This is a genomic window from Methyloceanibacter superfactus (assembly GCF_001723305.1).
GTDB classification, from domain to species: Bacteria; Pseudomonadota; Alphaproteobacteria; order Rhizobiales; family Methyloligellaceae; genus Methyloceanibacter; species Methyloceanibacter superfactus.
Map to the genome: position 1 here is coordinate 1 of NZ_LPWF01000020.1, position 2,214 is coordinate 2,214.

At 65.3% G+C, this 2,214-nt stretch carries 2 protein-coding genes and 1 pseudogene; 2 read left to right on the forward strand and 1 reads right to left on the reverse strand.

What is annotated here, in order from left to right; translation table 11 throughout:
* Nucleotides 1-638, reverse strand: a 638-nt coding sequence (locus AUC69_RS06110) for a polysaccharide biosynthesis/export family protein (protein ID WP_244500122.1), incomplete at its 3' end; no start/stop codon positions are given.
* A gap of 184 nt (nucleotides 639-822) precedes the next feature.
* Between AUC69_RS06110 and AUC69_RS06115 the strand changes: the two genes are divergently transcribed.
* Together AUC69_RS06115 and AUC69_RS06120 are read left to right on the forward strand one after the other, a co-directional pair.
* On the forward strand, nucleotides 823-1,584 hold the full coding sequence (locus AUC69_RS06115; RefSeq protein WP_069441378.1) for a GumC family protein: 762 nt from the start codon (nucleotides 823-825) through the stop codon (nucleotides 1,582-1,584).
* 56 nt (nucleotides 1,585-1,640) lie between these two features.
* Nucleotides 1,641-2,214, forward strand: a pseudogene (locus tag AUC69_RS06120) (GumC family protein); the annotation flags it as partial.

Genomic DNA, 2,214 nt, shown 5'->3' on the forward strand with positions numbered 1-2,214 from the left:
TAGAAGAAGCGTTCGAGAACGTAAATAGTGTCGCCGGGCTGGACGGGATAATCGGTTGGGACCATGACGGTGGACATGACGCCGCCGAATCGTCTGGTGAGGCGTACGAAGCGCTTTTTGGCGCGCTCGGTATAGCCTTCGGAGATGGCGACGGCGGCCTCGACGGTCATGGCGCTGACGTATGGATATTGGCCGGGCTTGTTGACCTCGCCCAGGATGAAGAAGGGCCGGTAGGTCTCGACTTCGACGGTGACCTTGGGGTCCTTGATATATTTGCGCTTGAGGTCGCGGGCGATCTCGCTTGCGAGTTCGAAGGTGGTGAGGCCGCGTGCGCGCACCGCGCCGATCAGCGGCATGGCCACTTTGCCCGCGCCGTCGACGCTGTAGACGCGGGAGAGATTGTCCTGGCCGAAGACGATGACGCGGACCTTGTCGCCTGAATCGAGGGTGTAGGTCTCGTTGGGCACGACGGGGACGCCTGGGGGCGCGGAGCCGGCGCCGGCGGGATAGGCCTCGCCGGGGGCGGGCAGGGGCGCGGGCGTTGAGAGCGCGAAATCCGGCGTCGTTAACCCCGGCACGCCACGCATCTTGCAGCCGCCGAGAAGACTGGCCGACACTGCCAGCAGCAATATCGCCAACCGAACGATCCGAACGCTTTTGGTCCCCAACATGGCTCCAAGCTACCCGAGCCATGGTTAACGAATGCTGAGCGGGCGTGCCGCGGCGAGGCGGCACTTAATCCTTTGGTTACGGCAATCTGCGTTAATGCGGGCAACGCGTTCAGTCCCATTTTTTTGAGTCCACCGAAGTGAGTCCGCCCCAGTGAGCAAGTCCCGAAGAGATTACGCGGCCGCCGACGACATCGACCTCGCCACGCTGGGGTCCGCCGTGTGGCGGGCCAAGGGCTGGATCGTCGGCCTGGCGCTGCTGGCGGGGTTCGTCACCTTTATCGGCCTGTCCATGGTGCGGCCGCTCTATACGTCGGAAGCGCGCATTCTCATCCAGAACGAGGAATCGGTGTTCACCCGGCCGACGGGCGAGCGGACGATGGAGCCGCGCACCACGCTCGACGAGCAGGCGGTGCAGAGCCAGGTGCAGGTGCTGACCTCGCGCGATCTGATCCTGCAGGTGGTCAAGGATCTCGATCTCGCCAACAACACGGCCTTCGCCAAGGACGCGGGGGTGACGCTGCTTAGGCGGATGCTGACCCGGTTCGGGCTTGGCCGCGGCACGCCGGAATCGCAAGAGGAGCGGGCGGCCAATGCGCTGGCCGAGCATCTCGACGTGTTCCAGCTGTCGAAGTCGTCGGTGATCGCCATCGAGTATACCTCGGGCGATCCGAAGCTCGCGGCGCAAGTCGCCAACAAGCTGGCCGACGTCTATGTGGGCTGGCAGCGCAGCGCCAAGATCGCCCAGACCAAGGACGCCACGGCCTGGCTCAAGGACCAGATCGAGGTGTTGCGCAAGACCGTGGCCGCCTCGGAGGAGGAGGCGGAGAAGTTCCGCGCCTCCGAAGGTCTCTATGCCGGCTCCAACAACGTCACCCTCACGCCCAGCAGCTCTCCGAGCTCAACAGCCAGCTGATCCTGGCCGACGCGCAGAAGTCGGAAGCCGAAGCGAGAGCCCGGCTGATCAAGAAGATGCTGGCCGATAACGGCGACATCGACGCCACGCCGGAAGTGCTCAAGTCGCAGCTGATCATCAATCTGATCGAGCAGCGGGTGCAGGTGCAGCGCAGCCTGGCCGAGCTGTCGGCGACGCTGATGCCGTCCCATCCGCGCATCCAGCAGCTCAGGAGCGAGCTCGCCGACGTGCGCGCCCAGATCCGCGCCGAAGCCAATAAGGTGGTCAAGAGCCTGGAGAACGAGGCGCAGGTGGCCGCCGCCAGAGAAGCGTCTTTAAGAGCGAGCCTCAACTCGGCCAAGTCGAAATCGGCGGGGCTCGGCGATGCGGAGATCAAGCTCCGGGCACTCGAGCGCGAATCGAAGGCCAACCGCGATCTCTTGGAATCCTATCTCGCCCGCTACCGCGACGCGTCCGCCCGCCACGACATGGGCGCGGTGCCGGCGCAAGCCACCATCGTCTCCCGCGCGCATGCCTCCGTGCTGCCGTCCTTCCCCAAGCGCGGTCCGCTCACCCTCCTCGTCATGGTCGCCACCGCGCTCCTCGCACTCGCAACCATCCTCGCCCGCGAACTCATCTCCGGGACGCCCC